Annotated in this window: 19 protein-coding genes; 9 read left to right on the plus strand and 10 right to left on the minus strand. The window is 67.8% G+C overall.

Annotated elements, in window-relative coordinates:
- Positions 1–277 precede the first annotated feature (277 nt).
- Entirely contained in the window at positions 278–1,603 is a 1,326-nt protein-coding gene (ectB, locus tag ACPYN9_RS12950; protein WP_424466951.1) for a diaminobutyrate--2-oxoglutarate transaminase, read from the minus strand.
- Between the two features lie 202 nt (positions 1,604–1,805).
- Between ectB and ACPYN9_RS12955 the strand changes: the two genes are divergently transcribed.
- Entirely contained in the window at positions 1,806–2,138 is a 333-nt protein-coding gene (locus ACPYN9_RS12955; protein ID WP_424466952.1) for a nuclear transport factor 2 family protein, read from the plus strand.
- 115 nt (positions 2,139–2,253) lie between these two features.
- Here ACPYN9_RS12955 and ACPYN9_RS12960 read toward each other — a convergent pair whose 3' ends face one another.
- Positions 2,254–3,270, minus strand: a complete 1,017-nt coding sequence (locus tag ACPYN9_RS12960) for a hypothetical protein (RefSeq protein WP_424466953.1) — start codon at positions 3,268–3,270, stop codon at positions 2,254–2,256.
- A 110-nt stretch (positions 3,271–3,380) separates the two neighbouring features.
- Positions 3,381–4,028, minus strand: coding sequence for a DUF937 domain-containing protein (locus ACPYN9_RS12965; protein WP_424466954.1), 648 nt, complete (start codon positions 4,026–4,028; stop codon positions 3,381–3,383).
- A 214-nt stretch (positions 4,029–4,242) separates the two neighbouring features.
- On the opposite strand from ACPYN9_RS12965, the gene ACPYN9_RS12970 reads away from it, so the two are divergent.
- The 3 genes from ACPYN9_RS12970 (at position 4,243) to ACPYN9_RS12980 (ending at position 7,331) form a co-directional block, all read left to right on the plus strand.
- Positions 4,243–5,676, plus strand: coding sequence for an NAD(P)/FAD-dependent oxidoreductase (locus ACPYN9_RS12970; RefSeq protein WP_424466955.1), 1,434 nt, complete (start codon positions 4,243–4,245; stop codon positions 5,674–5,676).
- Between the two features lie 5 nt (positions 5,677–5,681).
- Positions 5,682–6,035, plus strand: coding sequence for a cupin domain-containing protein (locus ACPYN9_RS12975; RefSeq protein WP_424466981.1), 354 nt, complete (start codon positions 5,682–5,684; stop codon positions 6,033–6,035).
- Positions 6,036–6,344: 309 nt separating this feature from the next.
- Complete coding sequence (locus tag ACPYN9_RS12980) at positions 6,345–7,331, plus strand: hypothetical protein (RefSeq protein ID WP_424466956.1); 987 nt, start codon at positions 6,345–6,347, stop codon at positions 7,329–7,331.
- Here ACPYN9_RS12980 and ACPYN9_RS12985 read toward each other — a convergent pair.
- From ACPYN9_RS12985 to ACPYN9_RS12995, 3 genes are read right to left on the minus strand one after another with little or no spacing between them, the layout of a single operon-like run.
- Positions 7,328–8,440 (minus strand): hypothetical protein, encoded by a 1,113-nt coding sequence (locus ACPYN9_RS12985; RefSeq protein WP_424466957.1) that lies wholly within the window; start codon positions 8,438–8,440, stop codon positions 7,328–7,330. The genes ACPYN9_RS12980 and ACPYN9_RS12985 overlap by 4 nt on opposite strands.
- 40 nt (positions 8,441–8,480) lie before the next feature.
- Entirely contained in the window at positions 8,481–8,828 is a 348-nt protein-coding gene (locus ACPYN9_RS12990; protein ID WP_424466958.1) for a hypothetical protein, read from the minus strand.
- A complete protein-coding gene (locus tag ACPYN9_RS12995) occupies positions 8,825–10,012 on the minus strand; it encodes an ATP/GTP-binding protein (protein WP_424466959.1) in 1,188 nt (395 codons plus the stop codon). The genes ACPYN9_RS12990 and ACPYN9_RS12995 overlap by 4 nt, the downstream gene beginning before the upstream one ends.
- Positions 10,013–10,178: 166 nt before the next feature.
- On the opposite strand from ACPYN9_RS12995, the gene ACPYN9_RS13000 reads away from it, so the two are divergent.
- From ACPYN9_RS13000 to ACPYN9_RS13015, 4 genes are all read left to right on the plus strand, one after another.
- Positions 10,179–10,370, plus strand: coding sequence for a hypothetical protein (locus ACPYN9_RS13000; protein WP_424466960.1), 192 nt, complete (start codon positions 10,179–10,181; stop codon positions 10,368–10,370).
- Positions 10,371–10,426: 56 nt separating this feature from the next.
- Positions 10,427–10,711 carry a hypothetical protein gene (locus ACPYN9_RS13005; RefSeq protein ID WP_424466961.1) on the plus strand — a complete coding sequence of 95 codons (285 nt, stop codon included), beginning with the start codon at positions 10,427–10,429 and terminating at the stop codon, positions 10,709–10,711.
- Between the two features lie 96 nt (positions 10,712–10,807).
- Entirely contained in the window at positions 10,808–11,431 is a 624-nt protein-coding gene (locus tag ACPYN9_RS13010) for a hypothetical protein (RefSeq protein ID WP_424466962.1), read from the plus strand.
- Positions 11,432–11,495: 64 nt separating this feature from the next.
- A complete protein-coding gene (locus tag ACPYN9_RS13015; protein ID WP_424466963.1) occupies positions 11,496–11,909 on the plus strand; it encodes a hypothetical protein in 414 nt (137 codons plus the stop codon).
- A gap of 3 nt (positions 11,910–11,912) precedes the next feature.
- Here ACPYN9_RS13015 and ACPYN9_RS13020 read toward each other — a convergent pair whose 3' ends face one another.
- The 3 genes from ACPYN9_RS13020 to ACPYN9_RS13030 are packed head-to-tail and all read right to left on the minus strand — an operon-like array spanning position 11,913 to position 13,842.
- Positions 11,913–12,188, minus strand: a complete 276-nt coding sequence (locus ACPYN9_RS13020) for a DUF1905 domain-containing protein (RefSeq protein WP_424466964.1) — start codon at positions 12,186–12,188, stop codon at positions 11,913–11,915.
- 23 nt (positions 12,189–12,211) lie between these two features.
- Positions 12,212–12,811 (minus strand): NAD(P)H-dependent oxidoreductase, encoded by a 600-nt coding sequence (locus ACPYN9_RS13025; RefSeq protein WP_424466965.1) that lies wholly within the window; start codon positions 12,809–12,811, stop codon positions 12,212–12,214.
- A 35-nt stretch (positions 12,812–12,846) separates the two neighbouring features.
- The gene (locus tag ACPYN9_RS13030) at positions 12,847–13,842 is read right to left on the minus strand and encodes a helix-turn-helix transcriptional regulator (protein ID WP_424466966.1); all 996 of its coding nucleotides are present in this window, start codon (positions 13,840–13,842) and stop codon (positions 12,847–12,849) included.
- A gap of 108 nt (positions 13,843–13,950) precedes the next feature.
- Here ACPYN9_RS13030 and ACPYN9_RS13035 point away from each other — a divergent pair, with 108 nt between their 5' ends.
- Positions 13,951–14,430, plus strand: a complete 480-nt coding sequence (locus tag ACPYN9_RS13035) for a VOC family protein (RefSeq protein ID WP_424466967.1) — start codon at positions 13,951–13,953, stop codon at positions 14,428–14,430.
- Here the strand turns inward: ACPYN9_RS13035 and ACPYN9_RS13040 are convergent.
- Positions 14,341–15,297 (minus strand): helix-turn-helix domain-containing protein, encoded by a 957-nt coding sequence (locus tag ACPYN9_RS13040; protein ID WP_424466968.1) that lies wholly within the window; start codon positions 15,295–15,297, stop codon positions 14,341–14,343. The genes ACPYN9_RS13035 and ACPYN9_RS13040 overlap by 90 nt on opposite strands.
- Positions 15,298–15,515: the final 218 nt, after the last annotated feature.

The following is a 15,515-nucleotide window of genomic DNA, read 5'->3' on the forward strand; positions in this document are numbered from 1 at the left end:
GGTGGCGCACCCGTCTCGAGGCGGGGCGCGCACAGACACACGGGACGTGCATGTTCCTTTGCGCGTGAACCTGCATTCTTCGTGTGGATGCTCTCGATTCGGGGTACTTCGGGCCGGAGGCGCGCAGAGCTGACCTGACGTCTCCCGTGTGGCGCACCCGTCTCGGTCCGGGACGCGCACAGACACACGGAACGTGCATGTTCGTTTGCGCTTGAACCTGCATTCTTCGTGTGGATGTGCTCGGTTCGGGCACTTCCAGCCAGAGGCGCCGGATCGACTAAGCGTGCGACGCGACGTGGTCTTCGACCGCGTGTGCTGCCTCGGAGTCGTCGCCGGCGAGGACCGCGTCGAAGCTCTCGCGCACGATGCCGAGGCCGGTCTGCAGCTCCTCACTGGTGAGGGTGAGTGCGGGGAGGAATTTCAGGACCTCTTCGAACGCGCCGGCGGTCTCGATGACGAGGCCACGCTGGAACGCTTCGGCGGAAACCCGCGAGGGCAGGTCACGGTCGCCGAGGCTGACGATGCCGTACATGAGGCCGCGACCGCGGACCGTGAGTCCAAGCTGCGGGTAGGCGGCGGCGATCGACTCGAGTCCCTCGCGCAGCTCGGCGGAGCGCTCGGCGACCTGCGCCATGAACGCGTCGTCCGCCCAGTAGCTCTCGAGGGCGATGCGAGCCGTGACGAAGGCGAGGTTGTTGCCGCGGAACGTCCCGGTGTGCGCACCCGGCTTCCACACGTCCACTGCGGGGCGGAGCAGCACAAGCGACATCGGGAGGCCGGATGCGGAGATCGACTTCGACACGGTCACCAGGTCGGGAACGATGCCGGACTCCTCGAAGGCGAAGAAGGATCCGCTGCGGCCCACACCGGCTTGGATTTCGTCGAGGATGAGCAGGATGCCGCGCTCCTCGGTGATCGTGCGGAGGCGTCGCAGCCACTCGGGGCTGGCGACGTTGATGCCGCCCTCGCCCTGGAGGGCCTCAACGATGACTGCGGCGGGCAGGTCGAGTCCGCTGCCCGTGTCGTCGAGCATCTTCTCGAACAGGTCGAGCGTGTCGAGCTTGTCGCCCAGGTACCCGTCGAACGGCATGCGCGTGACGTCGCCGAGCGTCGTCCCGGCCGCATCCCGATACTTCTTGTTGCCGGTGACGGCCACGGCGCCGAGGCTGAGGCCGTGGAAACCGTTCGTGAAGGCGACCACGTTGGTGCGGCCGGTCGCCTGGCGCGCGACCTTGAGGGCGGCTTCGACGGCGTTGGCGCCGGTGGGGCCGGTGAACTGGATCTTGTAGTCGTAGCCGCGCGGCTCGAGTACGTACTGTTCGAACGCCTCGATGAAGGCTCGCTTCGCGGAGGTCGCCATGTCGAGGCCGTGCAGGATGCCGCCGTGCTCGATGTACTCGACGAGCGCCTTGGTGAAGAGCGGGTTGTTGTGTCCGTAGTTGAGCACGCCTGCGCCAGCGAAGAAGTCGAGGTACTCGTCGCCGTCGGCTGTCACGAGCGTCGAACCGGAGGCGCGGTCGAACACCACGGGGAACGAGCGGATGTAGCCGCGGACTTCTGACTCGCGACGGTCGAATACTTCAAGGGGCGAGAAGTCGCTCATGCTCAGTTCACCTTCTGCTGGTTGACGGGCTTGCTTTTGACGAGCCGGGCTTGCTTTGCTCAAAGCCGCAGTGTGGATGCGCGGGTCGGTTCGCCGCGCATCCCGAGATTCCGAGCTTACGGCCATGCCCGGGAATCCGGAGGCTGGCTTGCTACATTGTCGCCGTTCGGGCGGTGTTCGCCCGCAGAGAGATGGGGGTTCCATGACTGATTTCACAGTGCCTGCACCGGTGCAGGCTGTTGTCGATGCGATCAACGCTGGCGATGAGGATGCGTTTGTCGCGGCGTTCACGGAGGACGGTTCTGTCGATGACTGGGGCCGCGTGCTCGATGGCCTCGAGGGTGTGCGGAGCTGGTCGCAGACCGACGCCATCGGCCAGAACGCGCAGATGACGGTGAAGGATGCGACGACCGAGGGCGACACGACGGAGCTGTTCTTCGACTGGCGCAGTAACCGCTTCAACGGAACGTCGCGGGCGTTCGTCACCGTCGCCGGCGACAAGGTGAAGGTGTTCCGAATCCCGTCGCACCGGTAGGTGAGCGGATGCGGGGCCGCGCGGGAGGGCGCGGTTCCGCAATCGGTGACGCTGGCGGTGCTGGCGGTGCTGGCGGTGCTGGCGGTGCTGGCGGTGCTGGCGGCGCGCTCCGCCCTCAGCGCACGGTGAAGAGGAACCCGTCGATGAGCTCGACGAACTGCTTCTCGGTGACCTGTTGCCGCTGAGGGGCCAGCCAATCCGGCGTGATGCTGTCGAGGAGGCCCTCCTGCACCATCGCGTTCGCCTGTTGGGCGTAGCCGCGAGCCATGTCTTCGGAGGCGCCCAGTGCGACGATGTCGGCGAATCCGAGGTTCTCGGCGAATGCGTCGAGGTAGACGACTCGCGTCGCCCCGGTGCCGCGTTCGTCGAGTGGGAGCTCGTGCAGTTCCTGGCTTTCGGTCCGGTACCGCTGCCAGAGCTTCGTCCAGCGTCGCTGCAGGGGCGGGCGGATGAACGCGAGCACGCACAGCGTGATGATCGCGGCCAGGTACGCGGCCTTCGCCCAGAGGGGCAACGGCGGTATGAGCAGTGTGAGCCCGAGCGGGATCACCAGGATGATCGCCGAGGAACGCCCGTAGGCCCCGGTGATGAACCCGGTCAGCCATGTGCTGCGGTCGGTGCGGTCGACGCGCGCGCGGTCGAGTTCGGCGACGATCGCTGCTTTCATGGACGCGCGCTTCTGCGGAGTGTCCGCGCCAGTGCGGTCCACGCGGGAGCGGTTGCCGCGGCTGCGCCTGCCGCCGGGGAAGTACGCCTCGATGACGGCGTTCGACCATGCGGGAAGCGTGGTGTCTGCACCCAGCCACTCGATCTCCCACCCGGTCGAGCGCGGGGGCCGGTAGCCGGCCGCCTCGATCCGTGTGGCCGCGCCCTTGTCGTCCACCTCGTGGAGGCGGAGCGCGCCGCGGCTCGCGAGCCAGGCCAGTTCGCCGGCGAAGGCCGTCTCCCAGCCGTCGGCGTCTTCGTCGAGCCGGGTGAGCCGGTGCTGCGCGGCGAGCGGCGTGAGGAGCAGGCGAGAGTTGGGCCAGATCGGCAGCTTGGTCAGCAGCAAGGCGATCGTGGCGCAGGTGACGAGCCCAGCTGCGGCCAGCGCGATCGTCGGCCAGAGATCTTCGAGACCGGCAATGGGCATGGAACTCGTTTCAGTGTGGCGGGGGCATCAGGACGCTGGCGTGCGGAGTTGCGCGTGGGTGTCTGCGAGCAGACGCGGCCCCGGGGCCTCCCACGCGCATCCGCTACGGGTCAGCGCTTGCCGCCGCCGAGGAGCCCGCCGAGGATGTCGCCGAGCCCACCCCCGAGTCCGCCTCCCGCGGTGCTACCGGATCCGCCCGCCGCGCCGCCGAGCACCTGGCCGAGGATATCGCCGAGTCCGCCGCCCTTGCCTGCACTGCCGGCGCTGCCGCCGAGGATTCCCCCGAGGAGGTCTTCGAGGCCGCCACCGGTGCCGCCCGCCGCGCTGCCGGAGGCGGGAGTGGATGCGCCCTGCTGGCCGCCGAGGAACTTCTTCGCCAGCCACGCGAGCACGATGGGCGCGAGGATGGGAAGCAGCTGCTGCACGAGCCCGGAGGTCTGTCCACCGGGCGCGGACCCCAGGGCCGCTGCGACCTGGTTGGTGTTCTCACCGAACACGTTCTTGACGATCTTCTCGCCGTCGTTCGTGTCGATGTCGGCGAGCGAGACTCGACCGTCGACGAGCGAGGTGTCCTTCTTCTCGAGCGCCTGCTCGAGTGACGCGGCGCCTGCCGGGTCGGCGGCGTTCGCCTGGAGCCCGCCGATGAGGGTCGGCAGCGCTGCCTGGATACCCTGCTGTGCGGTCTGCGTGTCGACGCCGAGCTGCCGCGCGATGTCGTCGACCGGGATGAGCGAGAGCAGTTCTGAGATGTCGGTCATGAGATTCCCCTGGTTGAAGTCGCGGCACCGATCGTGCGCCGCGTGACCACGAGGGTAGCGCCGGGGGTGGCGTATCCGCCGCACATCGTGCTGAGGTGGTCGGACACATCGTCGAGGGGAGCCAGGTCGAACCGACAGGGCGTCCACCCAAACGGTAGGTAAGCACGGTAGACACGAAGCAGCAGATGGCCGAAACCCCCACCCGGAGGACATCATGACCACGTTCGATCGAGCAGAAGCCGAAATCAGCGAGGAACGCGTCGCCGCATCCCTCGCCGGTGCGAAAGCGGCGACCTACTGGCTCGACGACCCCGGCCGCCCCGCGGCGCTCCCGCCGCTCCGAGGCAACCACACCGCCGACCTCGTGATCGTCGGCGGCGGATACACGGGGCTGTGGACTGCGCTGCTCGCGAAGGAGCGCGACCCGAAGCGGAAGGTCGTGCTCCTCGAGGGCAAGCGAGTTGGCTGGGCCGCATCCGGTCGCAACGGCGGGTTCTGCGAGGCCAGCCTCACCCACGGCGAATCGAATGGCAAGGATCGGCTTCCGCACGAGTATCCGAAGCTCGAGGCGCTCGGCCTCGAGAACCTGCGCCAGATCGGCGAGACGGTAAAGCGCTACTCCATGGACTGCGACTACGAGGAAACCGGAGTGCTCAACGTCGCGACCGAGCCGCACCAGGTAGCCGAGCTTGAGCAGGCGGCGGCTGATGACTCCGGTCTCGAGTTCCTTGATCGGAAGACACTGCGGGAGGAAGTTGCCTCCCCGCTGTTCCTCGCCGCGAACTACGAACGCGAGGGCACCTCGCTCGTGAACCCCGCGAAGCTCGTGTGGGAGCTGCGACGCGTCGTCCTCGACATGGGGGTCGCGATCTTTGAGCACAGCCCGGTCCGCTCGCTCGAAGGCGACGGGGGCGGCATCACCGTCACAACCGACGAGGGCAGTGTCTACGCGCAGCGGGTGGCGCTCGGTACCAACGCGTTCCCCGCGCTCATCAAGCGCGACCGCTTCTACACGGTGCCCGTGTACGACTACGTGCTCATGACGAATCCCCTCACCGACGAGCAGCTCGAGTCGATCGGCTGGAAGCGCCGGCAAGGCATCACCGACCTGAACAACCGCTTCCACTACTCGCGACAGGTCAAGGACGCCGACGGCCGCACGCGCATCCTCTACGGCGGCTACGACGCGGTGTACAACTACGGCGGGCGCATCAGGAAGGAATACGACCAGCGGGCCGAGACGTTCGAGAAGCTCGCGGCGCACTTCATCGCCACCTACCCGCAGCTCGAGGGGCTCGGCTTCTCGCACAAGTGGGGCGGCGTCATCGACACGTGCACGCGCTTCTTCTCGTTCTTCGACACCGAGTACGACGGGCGCGTCGCGCACGCCGCCGGCTTCACTGGGCTCGGCGTGGGGGCGACCCGTTACGCCGCGAACGTGCTCCTCGACCTGCTCGGCGGGGAAGAGACCGAACGCACCCGCATGGACTTCGTGAAGAAGAAGCCGCTGCCGTTCCCGCCCGAGCCGTTCGCGTCGTTCGGTGCGAAGGTGTCGCTCGCCGAGATGGCCCGCGCTGACCGCAACGAAGGCAAACGCGGGCTGTGGCTGAAGACCATGGATGCGGTCGGGTTGGGGTTCGACTCGTGAGCGGGATGCAACCGGGTTCCGTCGTGCACGCGAGGGGTGCATCCCTGTCGCACGAACCTGTCGAGGGCTGGCAGAAGGTGAGCGGCGAACCGACCACCGCCGCACTTGAGCTCGGTGGCTTCGCCGGTGCAGAGTTCGGGCTGTGGGAGATGTCCGCCGGGGCGATGCTCGATGTGGAAGCCGACGAGGTGTTCCTCGTCATCAGTGGCACCGCGACTGTCGAGTTCCTCGAGCCTCAGCTGCCCGCCATCGACCTCGAACCCGGCTCCATCGTGCGCCTCGGCGAAGGGATGCGCACCAAGTGGACCGTCACCGGCGCGCCCCTGCGGAAGCTGTACCTCGTGGAGGGCGGGAGCTAGGCGCTTGGTCGGCTCCGGCTCCGGTTCCGGCTCCGGCTCGAAGCGCGGCCGGTGGACTTGGGCCTGGCCGCAGCGCGTACTTCGATGGGTTCCTCTGACTCGTGATGGCGCGATACCCACCCCCGGTTGGCGAAACCCATCGAAGTTTGGCGCAGGGCTCGGCGGTCCTTCACTTCGATGGGTTTCTCTGACTCGTGATGGGGCGATTCCCATGACGACTCGGCGAAACCCATCACGTGCATCCGCTCGACCCAGCTTGGCCTGTGGATATCTCTGAGCTGCGGCGTCGCATCGCTCTACCCTTGGCGCATGGCTGAGCCCGAGGAGATGCTCTCCGGCGTGGGGAACGAGCCCTTCGCGTTTCGGGATGGGCTGCGCGCGGGCCTGACACGACAGCAACTGAACGGCAGCGAGTTCTCCAAACCGCACCGCGGCGTGCGGATGCGAGGGGCAGCGCAGTCTCCTCTGGAGATCGCGCGCGCGTTCGTGCCGAGGATCAGGGATCGCTGCGTTCTGGGTGGGCTGACCGCGGCAAGAATCTGGGGTCTGCCGGTGCCGCGCCGGCTCGACGGTGACGCGACCGTGTACCTGCTTATACCGGCGGGGAGGAACAGGCCGGCCGGTCTGGGGGTCACGTCACGAAGCGTCAGGGCGCAGCTGTGGGATGCTCGCGAGCTGCACGGTGTACCTGTTGCGTCTCCCGCGCTGACCTGGGCGACCTGTGCCCGGCACCTTGACGTCAACGAGTTGGTCGTGTTGGGGGATGCGCTGGTCGCCACGTCCACGAACTACGAGGGCATCGTGCGGCCCGAGCAGCCACCGGAGGGAGCGCGGACGGCGCCGCCACTCGCGACGCTGGATGAGCTCGAGGAGATCGCGCGAACCTGGGGCAACGGTGCCGGGGGTGCGTCCTTGCGTGCGGCCGTCACGCGAATCCGCACTGGCGTCGAATCACCCCTGGAGACCTGGACGCGGCTGGTGATCGTCGCGGGCGGGCTCCCGGAACCGGAGGTCGGCGTCGAAGTCTGGAACGGGTCGGAGTTCGTCGGGCGGGTCGACCTCGCGTACCGCGCGCAGAAGATCGCTCTCGAGTACGAAGGCGATCATCACCGCACTGATAAGCGGCAGTGGCGGAAGGACATCGGACGCATCAACCGTCTGCAAGAAATCGACTGGTTCGCGATTCGGGCCACCTCCGCCCAGCTGTGGCCGACGCCACGGCGTTTTGTCGAGCAGGTGCGTGCGGCGTTGCGGAGGGCCGAGGAAGCTGGGGAAGCGTCTTCGCGAGACACCTAGCCCTTGCGGCCGACCATGACCATCCGTGGGGCGTAGTCCTCGCCCTCCCAGTACACCAGCGCTCGCTGCCGACCTATGCGGTACTCGTCGCGGCTCTCTGCGTTGCGGTTCGGGGGCTGGGTTTCCTTCGGCTCACCGAGCCGCTCGAGCACGGCCTCGCGGGTGAACTCTGCAACGCCGTCGATGAGGTGGGCCATTCGCGGGTAGCGGGCATCCGGGGCGTTGCGGTGCGGGTGGAAGACGAACTCCACGCACCGCACGACGCCACCTTTCATCCCCACGATGAGCGACCGATCCGCGTTGCGGTAGGCGCACTGGTAGGCGCCGGAGCGGTTGATCTCGATCGGCCCGTCCATGAGGCGCAATACGGCGAGGGCTGCCGGATGCTCGATCTCCTTCCCGAGGGCGGTCGCGGCGAGCGTCAGGTCGCCGGCGAACTGCCGCTTCGCGTCGCTGTTGACGCGCATGGTCGGCGGGGTCGCCGCCGCTTCGTCGAGCGCGTTGACGAGTTTCGTGAGGCGCGCGACTTCCTGCGCGTCACTCCCGGCTTCCGCGTCCCGGGCGGCGCGTTCGCCCTCACGGGCGGCGGCTCGGGCCTCGGCTCGCTGGCGATCGAACCGTGCCCGTTCGGGCGTGTCCGCGGCGTCGGCGAGCTGGGCTTCAACGACGCGATGGTCGTTGAGGACCCCAAGAGCTCGTTCGCTGACCAGGAGGACCCCGTCCCGCTGCGCGAAGTCCTGGCCACGTGCGGCGTCGTCAGCGTCAGCATCGTCGGCGTCGGCGTCGGCGTCGGCGTCGGCGTTGCCGGTCGGCACGAGGCGCTCCCAGCGCTCCGGCAGCTTGCCGGCAGTTGACGCGAACTCCGGCGACTTCGTGATGACAGCCTCGCGCAGCTCGAACCCCGTGAGGTCGGACGCGCGCAAGGCATCGGCCAGCGCACCGGTGACGACGAAGTCGGGATGCACGCCGACCAGCTCGTCGCCGAGCCAACCCGCGAACTCGCACCTGAGCGGGTCCGCCTGCGTCCTGAGGCCGGATGCGTCGCGCATCCACTCGGCGCCAGGTCCGACGGTTCCGGTTGCTTCGGGGTCAAGAGCGTGACCTGGCATCGGGGGTTCCTCCTCGGTTCGGACTGCGGACGGTCGCGGGTCAGCGCAGCGACGGTGGCTTGGGCAGGTCCCAGATCTCGGCGAAGCGGGCTGCGACCTGCGGCTGGCGCCAGACCAGCGAGAGCCCGGCAGCGGCCGACGGGATCTCGCGAAACTCAGGCGCGAAGAGCACGAACTCGTGGCAGATGGGCCGTCCCGCTCGGTCGGTTCTGCCCTCCGGATCAGCGAAGCGGAGCGCACCTCGGTCGGCCCCAATCCGCCAGAGTTCGGGGTCATCGCCGAGGCCCGCGAACGCCCTGTCGTATTCGGGCAGCGGGTCGGCGTAGCCGCCGTCGAGCAGGAACCGGTGGCCCCACGTTCGGCCGCGGGTCGCCCAAATGAGCTTCATCGCTTGCTCCGCAGCAGGATCCCCTTGCGTTCCGCATCCTCGAGATCGAGCTTGAATCTGGTGAGCATGGCCGTCAGATAGTCGCGCTTGGCGAGCGCTTCCGCGTTGACGGACTTGAGTTTCTCGCCGGCGAGCGCCGCACCACGCTCGATGGAATCCTTTGAGATGAAGGATGCGGCGAGCCCGGCGATGAGTCCGAGGGGGCCCGGCAGCTTGACCTTCTTGACGACAAACAGCGCCCCCATGGCTGCGACGCCGGCCACATCCCCGGCCTTGCCGAAGATCTTCTCGGCGACCTTGCCGCCGTCGTGCAGTCGCTTCGCCCAGCTCACGTGACGTTCGAACGGCAGGATCGCGGCCAGCGGCAGCACCGCATCCACCCCCACACGCTGCGTGACCTCGATCTTGCCCGGCTCGAACTTGGCTGACGAGAGCAGCATGAAGTCCTCGGCGAACGACATCGCCTCCGGGGCCTCGACGAACCCGCGCAGTTCCTGGCGAAGCTGGTCGAGCTCGTCGCTCACCTTCTCGACGAGCAGGGCCTTGAACTTGTGCACATCCGTGCCCGGGAGCAGGTCCGACTTCGACAGGGCAAGCACCCAGATGCGCGGGAACTGCGTGAGCGGCTTGCCATCTTTGAGAAGCTCAGGCTTGAGGCGAAGCAGCTCGGAGCGAATGTTCGTGAGCAGCGACTTCAGGTACAGCTCCTCGGCTCCTTCGTTTTCGAGGAGCAGTTGGCCGTCGACCAGCAGCAAGGCAACATCGGACCGGAGGAGCGCCCTGAATGTCTCGACGCGTCGGCGCGTTTCCTCTCCGCCCTCGGCGGATTCCTCGAACCACTCGCCGGGGTAGTCGTGCCAGACGAGGCGCAACGCATCGAACGGCTTCGACTGCTTGGCGCTCTGCTCCGACCACGCCTTAGGGCGCACGAGAAACGAGTAGGCCGTGTGTGTGAAGCGGGTGGATGCGGGCACTTTCGCGGCGTTTTTCATGCCGAGGTAGCTCTGGTACAGCTTGTCGCTCTGCCCAGTATCGTCGGCGACGACCTCGTAGAGATTGTCCTTCGCGAACTGCGGCTCCTGTGTGGGGCCATAGAACGACGAGACGAGCACCGTCTTGCCGCTGCCGCTCCCGCCGAAGACCGCGATGTGCTGCTCGCGGGTCCTGTTCTTTGCTGAAGCCATGCGGTCATCTCCTGCGTCTGAGGGGCAGGGTTGCCCGGAGATTCATATGTTCGCATCACGGGCGGCGCGGAGCTTGAGGGACGGTGGGAAAGCGCTGGCGCGCGCTGTGACGGGCAATCAGACGGCACCACGTCACCGGTCAGGCTGCCCGCGTACCGTGGCGAGCATGACCGAACCCGAGCGCTCAGAGGAACCATCGAAGAAGTCGGCGAACGCGGTCGGCATCGGGATCGCCCTGGGCCTGCCCCTCGGGGCCGCGATCGGGATGCTCGTCTTCGACAACCTCGCCATGGGCGCCGGCCTCGGGATGCTGCTCGGCATCGTCATCGGCGCCGCATATCAGGCCAAACGGGACTAGCCGTCGACTGTCCCGACTCGACGGCGCCGAGCCAGGCTCGCAACTATGGTCGTCGCATGACGAATCAGCTCCACCAAACAGACGCTCCCGGGCACCCTCGCGTGCGCTTGCATTGGCTCGCCGTGACCTTCTTCATCGCGTCGCCGCTGCTCATCGTGTTCGGCGGGCTCACCGCGATGGGCACCACCGGTGTGACCTTCGATCTCGCGAGGACCCCCACCATGTGGGGCACGGTCATGTTCCTCGTCGGTCTCGCCACGCTCATGGTCGCGTTTGTGCTCGTTGGTGTCCGCTCAGCCGCCCAGCAGCAGCTCGACGCCCTGCTCGCACGCCACCGCTGAACGAGGTCCTCCTCCTCTCCTCGAACTCCGGCCTGTGGAGAACGCCAGCGGCGGGGTGATTCGTTGCTAGCGTTCGGGACGAACACCAGGGGGGACATGGACACGGACGCACTCACTCGAGACCGTTTGGATGACACGACGGAGATTCTCGACCGCAACACGCGCATCGACATTGAGCTGTCGCCAGAGCAGCAGAGAAAATCGCAGAACTCTGTCAAGGAGTTGCGCATGTTGGCGTGGAACACGCGCCGCGCCAACGCCGAGATGAACCTAGCCACGTCGCAGGTGAAGCTCCAGGCAGCCCGCGACGTTGTGCGATCGTCGAACGCGCAGGTTGTCGTCGACGGCGAAGGCACGGGCCCCGGAAACTTCGGGGCGGTCGGCATCACGACAGATGGTTCGATCCTCATCGCGGTCGACGCGATCATGGGCGACGAGAACCTCGATGCGGTAACGATCGAGGCCGCGGACGGAGCCCGGGTGCCTCGGGGGTCGACCATCTACTTCAACCTGGTCTTTCAGCGCAGCCCGGGCGTGCAGGCGTACTTGGCGCAGCATCCAGAGACCGGCCGCCGCCTCAAAACCGGAGAAATGAAGGTGAGCTACGTGCTCGCCAGCATCACCAGCGAGGGAAAAGTGACCCTGAACGAGCTTGTCCTGAATCCTCTCCACCTTGACCTCGGAGAAATCATCGTCCAGCAGATCGGTGGCGCCGCATGACCCGCCACGGATACGCCGGGGCAGAGACACTCGGCCCCGTCGTCGACGCGTTCACGAGCGTCGCGTGGCCACTGACCACCGAGCGATGCGCGCACATCGCTGCGCACCTCAACTGGAGTGTCAGCGCGTCGCTGGCGAGCGGGACCGACTTCAGCGCGCCGTGGAGCGGCGACTACCCTCAATCGCGACCCTCAGCGAGGCCGAACACACCACGGAAGTTCTGGTGCGCGCGACTCATCCGTTGCACCACTGGGAAGAGTCGGATCTGGCGGACGCCTTCCAGTCCATCGTGGTGGGCCTCATACCGATTCTCGGTGACCCGCACCAATTGTCAGAGTCGGGAGCGTGCTGGGAAGCGCGCACCGGAGGCCGCATATGGGTGAAACGGCTTTCAACTGCGGCGAGCATCATCCTGCTTGTGCTCTCACCGGAATACGCGGAAACGGAACGGCTCGAGGAACTCGCGCTCGCGGGTTGACCGTCACTGAGAAGGGAGCCGCCCGATCACCACGTCGACGCTGTCGCCGACGTCCTTCTTCAGCTTCTTCCGCAGCGCGGCACTCACTGAGATGAAGTGGTCGCCCTGCCCAGTAGGCATGAGCGCCGACGTCACGACCACACCATCGACGGTCGTGTCAGCCTTCACCGACTTGCCCGTCCCGAAGAACTCCTTCGAACCGGGCACCTCGATGACTGACCAGGTGGGCATCCACTCGGGGTTGACGATTGCGGCCGTGAAGACAAGCTTGTCGGTCATGGGGCGAGCGTAGCGGGGCTGGCTCAGGCTCCGCTAGGGCCCGTGACAGCGGCGGCAACCTGCTCAACGGCCGCCTCGAGCGCGGGGCCCGCCGCATCCGGATCCTCCGACTCGTGGATGAGCGCCTTCGCTCCTCGAGGCATGCCGCAGTAGTCGAAGATGCCGTGCTCGATCTGCGTGCTGAAGGACTCCGCGTAGCCGTGCCGCGCGAATGAAGCCTCCGAGAAACCGGACACGGGCAGCAGATGCGCGGTCAGCCCGCCGAGCTTCGGCAGCACTCGCTCGTCCTCGCCCAGCTCGAACGCCCAGCCCGTGATGAAGACGCGGTCGATCCATCCCTTCAGCAGCGCCGGCATCGACCACCAGAAGACCGGTAACACGAGCACGACATCGGTGGCCCGGTCGAGGCGTTCCTGCTCGGCGACGACGTCTGACCCTGTGATCGAGCCGCCCTTGTAATCGGCGCGGTCGTTGGCCGAGAACCGCGGGTCGAACCCCTCCTGCGCAAGGTGCGCCACCTCGACGTTGACCCCTGCCCCTTCGAGTCGTTCGCGCAGCAGCTGCGCCGCCGCGTGGGTCAGTGAATCTTGGTCGGGATGCGCGGTGACGATGAGAGTAGGCACCAGGCGATTCTGCTCGGTGCACCTTGGAGCGCCGCTCAGCGAGGAGCCCTGGCCGCAGCGAACCGCGCCGCGAGGGTGGCCGCGGCCTCGGAGAGCTCGGCCGGGCCGACCACTTCGAAGTCCGCGTCGAACCGTGCAATCGAGGCGAGGAGCCCGACCCACGACCAGGAGCCCAGCCGCACGAGGCACGACGCGTCGTCGACCCCGGTGACCACCGCATCCGGAAGCCATTTCGCCGCCTCGCTCGCCGACACACGAAGCCGCACCTCGCCCGTGCACGGCCACTCGTTGACCTCGTGTGCGCCCTTGAAGCGGGCCTCCAGAAACGCCGCCGCGCTCCCCGCGGGAATGTCCCGCTCGCCGAACTGGGCCCCAAGGGGAGTTCGGGGCGTCAGACGGTCGAGACGGTACGCACGCCAGTCGGCGCCGTCGAGGTTCCACGCCACGAGGTACCAGCGCCCGCCCCGCACGATGACGGCGTGCGGCTCGACCCGGCGCGGGGCGGGCGGCGTCGTAGCGTCCGCGGGCGCAGACTCGGCCGGGTCGCCCGGGGCGTAGTCGAACCGCAGGACGCGGCGATCGCGAGCCGCCTCGCTGACCGCCTCGAGGACGGCCGGCTCGACGCGGGCCGCGATCGACGCATCCGCTGCCCCGGTAAACCGAATGCCGTCGACGCGATGCCGCAGTCGAGACGGCATCACCTGCCGCACCGTTTCGAGGGCGCGGGCCGCTGCTTCGTCGATGTCGACGCCGAGAGCGGGCGCGCCGCGAAGCGCGACCGCGATCGCGACGGCCTGTTCGTCGTCGAAGCGCAGCGGCGGCAGCTCCGACCCCGCCGCGAGGCGGTAGCCGCCGGCCGGGCCCTTCCACGCCTCGATGCGGTACTCGAGCTCGCGCAGCCGGTCGATGTCGCGGCGCACGGTGCGCGGGGTCACGCCCAGACGGTCGGCGAGCTCCTGGCCGGACCATCCGCGGCGCGTCTGCAGGAGCGACAGCAGGGCGAGGACGCGTGAAGACGTTGCCGAAGTCATGGCTCCAGTTTCTCGCGAGTAGCGGACCGAAAACGTCCTCTACTGCTGTGAAGCTCGCGGTGCGGCACGGGGCCGCAGTCGCAACGCCAACCAGGAAGCGGGAACATCATGAGCATCACCACGACCACCCACCTCAACTTCGCCGGAACCGCGCGGGAGGCGCTCGAGTTCTACGCAGAAGTGTTCGGCGGCGAGGTCTCCATCGCCACCTACGCGCAGTTCGGGATGCCCGCCGAGCTGCCCGGTGCACACAACGTCGTCTTCGGGCGAGTGGATGCGCCGAACGGCTTCCGAGTGCTCGCCTACGACACGCCTGGCGAACCGGCCGCGGGGCTCGCGGGCGCCGCGGGGGATACCCGGCGCGAGCAGGGCACCACCGTCACGAGCACGCCGTTCTTCGTCGCGGCGAGCGGCGACACGCTCGAGGAAGTCGACGGCTACTGGGGCGCGCTCGCGGCCGGAGCGACCGTCATCGAGCCGCTCGCCGCATCCGCCTGGTCATCGGGCTTCGGGATGCTCCGCGACCGCTTCGGCGTCACGTGGGTGCTCGACGTGCTTCCGGAGCGCGCGACGCATGCTCGCGGCTGACGAGAACCCGGAGCGTTCCGCGATCTCGATCGCAGTGAGGCGTTGCTCCGCTCCCACGCGGAGCAACGCCTGCGCCCTGGCGACTCGAGCGCGGGTGAGCGCCGCAGACGGCGACGAGCCCGCGCTCCGGAACACGCGCCGCAAGTGCGCATCCGACACGTTGAGATCCGCCGCGAGCTCGGCGACCGAGTACTTCCTCACCTGATCGAACCGGTCAATCCGGTCGAGGGCTCGGCGCACGAGCCTGTCCGGGCCGCGCGCGGTCAGCGCGGCATGGTCCAGGATCCTCCGGTACAGCGCGATGACCGCGTGCTCGACGGCCGCGCGCAGGTTTCGCCGCCTCGCCTCATCCGCGCTCATCTTCACCGCCAGCAGCGCGTTGACGAGCACGACGACCACGCGGGCAAGGCCGTCGCTCTCGTGCGAGCGGACGACCGTGAGTCCGGGGAGCGACGACATTGCGATGCTCTCGCTGTCGAGCGAGACACCGATCTTCGCGATCGGCGTCGGGTTGACCTGCGTCACCTGCACCGACGACGGGAAGGCGTAGGAGTCCCCGGGCCCGAGCGTGTACTCGCGACCCGTCGCATCCTCGAGCAGATGCACGCTGCCCTTGAGGATCACGAACGCGAAGACGACCTCGCTCCCGCCGAACTCCGCGACACGCACCTCCATCGGAGCGTGGTGCGCCCTGGCGTAGGCGAAGAGGCCGTCCTGCTCGAGGTCGAAGTGAATCGAGGCATTGCCGAGGAACCGCGACGTGAAGCCGATGCTGGCGAGCCAGTCGACTGCATTCTGGCCGCTCAGCGACGTTTTCCGGTCGCTGCGGTGATCTGCCAGCGAGGTCGCTGGACCGGCTTCGGGCACGAATGTTCCTTATCTGCGTGGGCGGCGGTTGCGGTGCGAGAGGAGTCAGTGTGCCGCGGCCCGCCCATCGTGGCAGGCGGAATTCGTGGGACTCGACCTGGACCGATCCAGAGATTGGTTATCGAGCATCGGGCGTTCGTTTTCGAGCCTCCCGACCCTTCGGTCGCAGCGCCCACTTAGCGTCGTGGAGGCGCTCAGGGGGCCAGGGCAAGTGCACG

This window comes from Pseudoclavibacter helvolus, from assembly GCF_049707175.1.
GTDB lineage: Bacteria > Actinomycetota > Actinomycetes > Actinomycetales > Microbacteriaceae > Pseudoclavibacter > Pseudoclavibacter helvolus_A.

What these genes read in the sequence shown, in the direction of transcription:
- ectB (WP_424466951.1), bottom strand. Translation starts at nt 1,603, where the DNA reads ATGAGCGACTTCTCGCCCCTTGAAGTATTCGACCGTCGCGAGTCAGAA.
- ACPYN9_RS12955 (WP_424466952.1), top strand. Translation starts at nt 1,806, where the DNA reads ATGACTGATTTCACAGTGCCTGCACCGGTGCAGGCTGTTGTCGATGCG.
- ACPYN9_RS12960 (WP_424466953.1), bottom strand. Translation starts at nt 3,270, where the DNA reads ATGCCCATTGCCGGTCTCGAAGATCTCTGGCCGACGATCGCGCTGGCC.
- ACPYN9_RS12965 (WP_424466954.1), bottom strand. Translation starts at nt 4,028, where the DNA reads ATGACCGACATCTCAGAACTGCTCTCGCTCATCCCGGTCGACGACATC.
- ACPYN9_RS12970 (WP_424466955.1), top strand. Translation starts at nt 4,243, where the DNA reads ATGACCACGTTCGATCGAGCAGAAGCCGAAATCAGCGAGGAACGCGTC.
- ACPYN9_RS12975 (WP_424466981.1), top strand. Translation starts at nt 5,682, where the DNA reads ATGCAACCGGGTTCCGTCGTGCACGCGAGGGGTGCATCCCTGTCGCAC.
- ACPYN9_RS12980 (WP_424466956.1), top strand. Translation starts at nt 6,345, where the DNA reads ATGGCTGAGCCCGAGGAGATGCTCTCCGGCGTGGGGAACGAGCCCTTC.
- ACPYN9_RS12985 (WP_424466957.1), bottom strand. Translation starts at nt 8,440, where the DNA reads ATGCCAGGTCACGCTCTTGACCCCGAAGCAACCGGAACCGTCGGACCT.
- ACPYN9_RS12990 (WP_424466958.1), bottom strand. Translation starts at nt 8,828, where the DNA reads ATGAAGCTCATTTGGGCGACCCGCGGCCGAACGTGGGGCCACCGGTTC.
- ACPYN9_RS12995 (WP_424466959.1), bottom strand. Translation starts at nt 10,012, where the DNA reads ATGGCTTCAGCAAAGAACAGGACCCGCGAGCAGCACATCGCGGTCTTC.
- ACPYN9_RS13000 (WP_424466960.1), top strand. Translation starts at nt 10,179, where the DNA reads ATGACCGAACCCGAGCGCTCAGAGGAACCATCGAAGAAGTCGGCGAAC.
- ACPYN9_RS13005 (WP_424466961.1), top strand. Translation starts at nt 10,427, where the DNA reads ATGACGAATCAGCTCCACCAAACAGACGCTCCCGGGCACCCTCGCGTG.
- ACPYN9_RS13010 (WP_424466962.1), top strand. Translation starts at nt 10,808, where the DNA reads ATGGACACGGACGCACTCACTCGAGACCGTTTGGATGACACGACGGAG.
- ACPYN9_RS13020 (WP_424466964.1), bottom strand. Translation starts at nt 12,188, where the DNA reads ATGACCGACAAGCTTGTCTTCACGGCCGCAATCGTCAACCCCGAGTGG.
- ACPYN9_RS13030 (WP_424466966.1), bottom strand. Translation starts at nt 13,842, where the DNA reads ATGACTTCGGCAACGTCTTCACGCGTCCTCGCCCTGCTGTCGCTCCTG.
- ACPYN9_RS13035 (WP_424466967.1), top strand. Translation starts at nt 13,951, where the DNA reads ATGAGCATCACCACGACCACCCACCTCAACTTCGCCGGAACCGCGCGG.